Genomic DNA, 6242 nt, shown 5'->3' with positions numbered 1-6242 from the left:
CCGCCGGCCGGCCGAGCAGGGCCATCCGCACCCGGAGGCCGCGCGGCTGTCCGCGACGGGGCCGGAGACGGCGCGCTCCAGCGAGCACGGCACGGAGGTGGTGCGGCCCCTGGGCGGTCCGGAGTGCTCCGGCTGTCACACCGGCGAGGCCGCGCAGCGCATGGGCGTGCTCCAGGTGCGCCTGGGCGAGCCCACGCTGCACCGCCAGCTCCAGACGGTGTTCCAGGACGCGCTGGGCGCCATGGTGTTCTTCGTGGGCATCCTGGCGCTCGTCACCTGGCTGTCGCTGCGCTTCGTGCTCACCGCGCCGCTCAAGCGGCTGAGCGAGGCCATGGGGCGCGCGGCGGACGGCGACCTGCTGGTGCGCGCCGAGGCGCGGGGCACGGATGAGATTTCGCGGCTGGGCGCGGCCTTCAACCAGATGCTCGCGCGGCTCACCTCCATGAAGGTGGAGGAGATCGACACGCACCGCGACCTCCAGCTGGTGAAGGAGAAGCTGGCGCTGAAGGACGAGCTGGAGGAGCGCCTGCGGGAGCTGTCGCTGCTGTACGACGTGGCGCGCTCGCTCAACACCACGCTGGAGCTGGACGAGCTGCTCTCGCGCATCACCCGCATGGTGGTGGAGCGGCTGCACATCCCCGACTTCTCCATCATGCTCCTCAACGAGGAGGGCCTGCTGGAGGTGAAGCACGCGTGGCCGCGGGGTCGGGGCCTGGAGGGCCACACCTTCGCCCTGGGCGAGGGCGCCTGCGGCCGGGCCGCCCAGACGCGCAAGGCGGTGTACCTGCCGGACCTGACGGACAGCACCAGCATCTTCGCGCGGCGCGGCCTGCGCGGCGGCTCCGAGCACGGCACGCTCCTGGCTGTGCCCATGGTGCACGCGGACACCCTGCTGGGCGTCATCAACTTCCAGCGCCCGCAGACGGCGAGCATCTCCGCGGAGGAGATTGAGCTCTTCACCGCCGTGGCGGATCAGGCCGCGACGGCGGTGACGAACGCGCGCCTGCACGCGGAGACGGTGAAGCTCACGCTGACGGACGCGCTCACGGGCGTGCCCAACCGCCGCCACCTCTTCCAGCGGCTGGACCTGGAGCTGGCGCGGGCCCAGCGCTTCGGCGTGCCGCTGGCCCTGCTGATGGTGGACGTGGACCACTTCAAGCGGCTCAACGACCTGGCCGGACACCGCGCCGGCGACGAGACGCTGCGCCGGGTCTCCGACGTGCTGCGCACCCGCGCGCGCAAGGTGGACACCCTGGGGCGCTACGGCGGCGAGGAGTTCGTGCTGCTCCTGCCGCAGGTGTCCAAGGCCACGGCGGTGGAGGTCGCGGAGACGCTGCGCCGCGCGGTGGCGGACGCCGTCACGCTCAACCGGCCGGGGCTGCCCGGGGGGCATGTGACGGTGTCCGTCGGCGTCGCGCACTTCCCCACGGACGCGACGTCGCAGGACATGCTGGTGGACTGCGCGGACTCGGCGCTCTATTGCAGCAAGCGGACGGGGCGCAACCGGGTGACGGCGTTCGAGCCCGGCATGGAGGTGCACCCCGGCCGCGAGCGCAGCATCAGCGCGCCGCCCACGGACGCGCCCTCCACGCCTCCCGCGCCCCCGGGCATCGCGAAGGCCTGAGCGGAGCCAATAAGCGCCCTGCCCCGCCTGGCGCCTACCGCTGCACCAGCGTGCGGACCACGGGCAGCATCAGGTCCGCCCACTCGTCGTAGCCCGCCGCGGACGGGTGGAAGCCGTCCGGGCAGAAGAAGTCCGGCCGCCGGGGGATCATCTCCCGGCTGGCCTCGTGGAGGTCCACCAGGTGCAGGCCGTGCGCGCGGGCCACCGAGGCGATGGCGTCGTTGAACGGCTCGATGCGCCCTTCGTACAGCGCGCTGGGCACCAGCTTCGCGACGGGCGCGAGCGCCATGTCCGCGATGTTCACCACGACCATGGCCGCGCCGGTCTGCTTCAGCCGCCGGGCGATGCGGTCCAGGTCGTCCTGGAACTCCGCCACCTCGGTGCCGCGCCAGATGTCGTTGGTGCCCACGCCCAGGGTGATGAGCGTGGGCTGCAACGCGATGACGCGCTTGAGGGCGTTGTTGACGACGTCGCGCACGCGCGCGCCGCTCTGCCCCAGGTTGGTATGGCCCACGGGGAGGCCGCCCTGCCGGAGGCGGGAGGCGAGCCGGTCGGGATAGCCCCCGCCCTGCGACGCCCCCACCCCCACCGCCGTGCTGTCACCCAACGAGACGTAGTTGACGCTCATCGACGTTCGTCCACCTCCGTGTTCATCCGTCCAGGGCCTGCGTGAGCCGCGGTCCTGCCGCGGCCTCAGGGCACCGTCAGCGCGCGCAGCAGGCGCCCGCCGCCGGGACCGGCCACGCGCAGCAGCAGCGTGCTGCCCTTGGGCGCGGCGCGGATGGCGGCGGCCAGCTCCTTCGCGCTGGCGATGGGCTTGCGGTTCGCCTCCACCACCAGCATGCCCGGGGCCAGCTGCGCGCGGTCCGCGGGCGAACCCGGCACGACGTCGGTGATGAGCGCGCCGGCGCGCTCGGTGAAGCCCGCCTGGGACGCCGTGCGCGCATCCAGGTCCTGCAGGGACACGCCCACGCGGCGCGAGCTGTCCTGCTCGTCGGCGGCCCCCGGCTTCTTCTTGGTCAGGCCCTCCAGGTCCGGCCGGGTGCCCATCGTCACCTTGACTTCCAGCTTCTTGCCGTCGCGGTAGACGCTCAGCGTCGTGACGCTGTTGGGCTTCTTGAGCGCCACGGTGCGGGTGAGCTCGCTGTCGGAGCGCACGGGCTTGCCGTCCACGGCCACCACCACGTCGTCCGCCTTGAGTCCCGCCTTCGCCGCGGGGGAGCCGGGGTTGATCTGCGTGAGGATGGCGCCCTCGCTCACCGGCAGCTTCAGGGCCAGCCCCAGCTCGCGCGTGAGGGGCTGGATGCCCACGCCCAGCCAGCCACGCGTGACGGAGCCTTCCTTCTCCAGCTGCGGCAGCAGCGCCTTGATGAGGTTGCTGGGCACGGAGAAGCCAATGCCCGTGCCGCCGCCGACGATGGCGGTGTTGATGCCCACGACCTCCCCCTTCATGTTGAAGAGCGGGCCGCCGGAGTTGCCGGGGTTGATGGCCGCGTCCGTCTGCAGGAAGTCGTCGTACACGCTGGCGCCAATCTCCCGGGCGCGCGCGGACAGGATGCCCACGCTCACGCTGGAGGCCAAGCCGAACGGGTTGCCGATGGCCAGCACCCAGTCGCCCACGCGCACCGCGTCCGAGTCGCCCAGCTTCACCGTGGGGAGCTGATCCACCTTCTCCTTGACCTTCACCACGGCCACGTCTGTGAGCGGGTCGCGCCCCACCACCTCGCCCGTGAACGAACGGCCGTCGTCCAGGCGGATGGTGATGGTGACCGCGTCCTCGATGACGTGGTTGTTGGTGAGCACCAGGCCCTTGGGGTCGATGATGAAGCCGGACCCGGCGCCCTGGCGGATCTGCTCCCGCTCGCTGCGGCCGCGGCCCCGCCCGTTGCCCCCGAAGAACTTGTCGAAGAGGGGGTTGTCCTCCATGCCCTCGGGCATTTCGGGACGGGCCTGCACGTCCACGTTCACCACCGCGGACTTCACGGACTCCACCAGCGGCGCCAGCGAGGCCAGCGACTGGGCCTCACGCGTGGCGGGCTGGAGGTTGCCGGCCTGACCGGTGACCGCCTGCTGCGTCTGGGGCGCGGCCGGCTTGGGGACGGCGGGGGCCTGCGCGAGGGCGAGCGTGGGCGACACCAGCACCAGCACGGCGGCCACGAGCTTGCGACGGGACGAAGGGAGCGTGTGGGTCATGGATTCCTTCAAGCTAAAGCGGAAACGAAGCCCCGCAACCGGAACGACAACTCCCGGTGACGGAAGGTGAACCCCCAACCCGCCCGCCTGTTCCCGGAGCGCTCAACCGGGCCGGTAGACGCGGTAGTCCAGCTCGGGGAACAGGTTGTCGCGGGCCTCCACGTGGGAGAGCCAGGACTCGTCGACGGTGCCGGCGCACACCTGGTCGTGCAGACGCAGGAAGCGCTGCAGGTGCTCCTTCGTGCGGCGCACGGCGTAGTCCACCATGGTGCCCGTCTTCATGATGAAGGCCCAGTCGGAGGACTGCGCGAGCAGCAGCTCTCGCGCGGCCTGGTTGAGGGCCCGGCGATTCAGGGACGACGCGTCCGGGAAGTCCCGGGCCAGCTCCACCATCCGCCGCGCGGCGTGGTCCAGGTGCCGGTAGATCCAGTCGTTGGTCCCGTCCAGCCACATGTTCGCGTACCCGCCCGCGCCCCAGGACGACATGGGCGGCGTGGCCACCTGGTTCTCCGGGTGCTCGCGCAGGTCGTCCAGCGGGCTGATGAGCCGCATGCGGCTGGGGTTGCGCGCGGCCTGGCGGATGAGCGCGTCGATGAAGTGGGGACCCTCGAACCACCAGTGGCCGAAGAGCTCCGCGTCATAGGGCGCGACGACCACGGGCTTGCGGCCGCCCATGCGCGACGCGAGGTATTCGAACTGGCGCTCGCGGTTGAAGAGGAAGTTGCCCGCGTGGACCCAGGCGCGCTCGCGCGCGGCGGCCGGGTCGTAGGGCTGCTTGTCGTTCGTCTTGCCGGTGGTGCGGAAGTACTTGAAGCCCGTGTTCTTGCGGTCGCCGGTGGGCTGGATGAAGGGCCGGATGTAGTCCAGGTCCAGGTCCCAGCCGATGTCCCGGTAGAACTCGCGGTAGACGGGGTCGCCGGGGTAGCCGTGCTCGGTGCTCCACACCTGCTGGCTGCTCTCCGGGTCTCTCGCGAAGGCGGCGACGCCGGGCTCCGTGAAGATGGGCGCGTAGGGGCCGTGCAGCGGCCGGGGCGTGGCGTCCGTGAGCGCGTGCGTGTCGACGAAGAAGTAGCGGATGCGCTCGGCGGAGAGGACGCGCTCCAGGCCCGGGTAGTAGCCGCACTCGGCCAGCCAGATGCCGGCGGGGTCGCGGCCGAAGTTCTGGCGGTAGTGGTTCGCCGCGACGGTGACCTGGGCGCGCACGGCCTCCGGCGTCTGCTGCATGAGCGGCAGGAAGCCGTGGGTCGCGTTGCAGGTGAGGATGTCCAGGTGGCCGGAGTCCTGGAGCCTGCGGAACGCGGCGACGAGGTCGCGCCTGTAGTGGTTGTGGTACGCGAGGCGCAGCGCTTCGAAGTGGTCGCGGTGGAAGACGGCCAGCGGGTGGAAGGTGGCGTCGCCGCGGGTGCGGTGCACCTCGCGGGCGCCCAGCTCGCAGAGCAGGTCCAGCCGCCGGGCGTAGCGCTCACGCAGGAGGTCGTCGTTGAGCATCGACACCAGCGTGGGCGAGAGCGTCATCGTCACCCGGAAGGGGACGCGGTCCCCGACCAGCGTGTCGAACACGCGCAGGAGCGGCAGGTACGTCTCGGAGATGGCTTCGTAGAGCCAGTCCTCCTCGAGGAAGTCTTCGTACTCAGGGTGGCGGACGAACGGCAGGTGCGCGTGAAGGACCAGCGCGAGGGAGCCCAGGCTCATAGGTCGGTCGGAGAGGCCGTGCGGGTTCACTTACGTCCACGCCGTGAGGGCCGGGACTTGGAGGAGGACTTGGAGCCCGGGGACTTGGGCTCCGACGCGGTCTTGGCCGCCTTCGCGGGCGCGGCGGTGGGAGGGGGCGCGGAGGCCTTCGAGGGCGCCTCGGGCGTGGCGCTCGGAACCGCCGTGGCCTTGGAGGGTTGAGCCGCGGGAGCCTCGGCCTTCGCGGACACGGGGGCCGTCGGAGGCACGGAGGCCGGTGCGGCCCTCCGAGCGGCCTCGGCGGCCTCGCGGGCCCGGTCGAGCGCACGCTGTTCGGACGCGGTCGGGCCGCGCGCCACGCTCAGGGCCCACGGGTCCTTGGGAGGCTCGGGCTCCGAGGGCCGCCACGACTCCGTGGAGCCCGCCGCCGCGGCAGGGGAGCTGGAGGAGGACGAAGCCTCGGCACCCATCGAAGCCGAAGTGGACACGGCGGCGGGACGCGACATCGGCAGGTCCCGCGCCTCCAGCACCTCTCCCCCGGACGAAGTCGCGGCCACCGGCGCGCGCGACTCCTCCAGATGGCGAGCGTCCGAAGCCCCGGCCGCTCGTGGCACGGTCAGGTACTGCTGATCCGATGCACCCGTCGCGCGATCCACGGACAGGTAGCGCTGATCCCGAAGCGCCCGCCGCCCGGGGCACGGTGAGGTACTGCTGATCCGATGCGCCCGTCGCGCGATCCGCGGACAGGTAGCGC

Annotated in this window: 5 protein-coding genes; 1 reads left to right on the top strand and 4 read right to left on the bottom strand. The window is 72.0% G+C overall.

The features are described 5' to 3' along the window. On the top strand, positions 1-1624 hold a 1624-nt coding region (locus tag ACLEQD_RS34630; RefSeq protein WP_410389969.1), incomplete at its 5' end, for a diguanylate cyclase. Between the two features lie 34 nt (positions 1625-1658). Here ACLEQD_RS34630 and ACLEQD_RS34625 read toward each other — a convergent pair. The 4 genes from ACLEQD_RS34625 to ACLEQD_RS34610 form a co-directional block, all read right to left on the bottom strand. Continuing rightward, complete coding sequence (locus ACLEQD_RS34625) at positions 1659-2252, bottom strand: SGNH/GDSL hydrolase family protein (RefSeq protein WP_410389967.1); 594 nt, start codon at positions 2250-2252, stop codon at positions 1659-1661. Positions 2253-2317: 65 nt separating this feature from the next. Next, a complete protein-coding gene (locus ACLEQD_RS34620) occupies positions 2318-3817 on the bottom strand; it encodes a trypsin-like peptidase domain-containing protein (protein ID WP_410389965.1) in 1500 nt (499 codons plus the stop codon). Between the two features lie 102 nt (positions 3818-3919). After that, positions 3920-5509: a glycoside hydrolase family 57 protein gene (locus ACLEQD_RS34615; RefSeq protein ID WP_410389963.1), complete on the bottom strand. Its 1590-nt coding sequence runs from the start codon at positions 5507-5509 to the stop codon at positions 3920-3922. Between the two features lie 26 nt (positions 5510-5535). Further along, positions 5536-6144 (bottom strand): hypothetical protein, encoded by a 609-nt coding sequence (locus ACLEQD_RS34610; RefSeq protein ID WP_410389961.1) that lies wholly within the window; start codon positions 6142-6144, stop codon positions 5536-5538. Between the last annotated feature and the right edge of the window lie 98 nt (positions 6145-6242).

This window comes from Corallococcus sp. 4LFB, assembly GCF_046520365.1.
GTDB classification, from domain to species: Bacteria; Myxococcota; Myxococcia; order Myxococcales; family Myxococcaceae; genus Corallococcus; species Corallococcus caeni.
Note: the sequence above shows the minus strand (reverse complement) of the source record. Positions and strands in the feature narration are given on the sequence as shown.

Bases quoted from the DNA above. Each gene is read 5' to 3' on its own strand.
- ACLEQD_RS34615 (WP_410389963.1), bottom strand. From the start codon at position 5,509: ATGAGCCTGGGCTCCCTCGCGCTGGTCCTTCACGCGCACCTGCCGTTC.
- ACLEQD_RS34625 (WP_410389967.1), bottom strand. From the start codon at position 2,252: ATGAGCGTCAACTACGTCTCGTTGGGTGACAGCACGGCGGTGGGGGTG.
- ACLEQD_RS34620 (WP_410389965.1), bottom strand. From the start codon at position 3,817: ATGACCCACACGCTCCCTTCGTCCCGTCGCAAGCTCGTGGCCGCCGTG.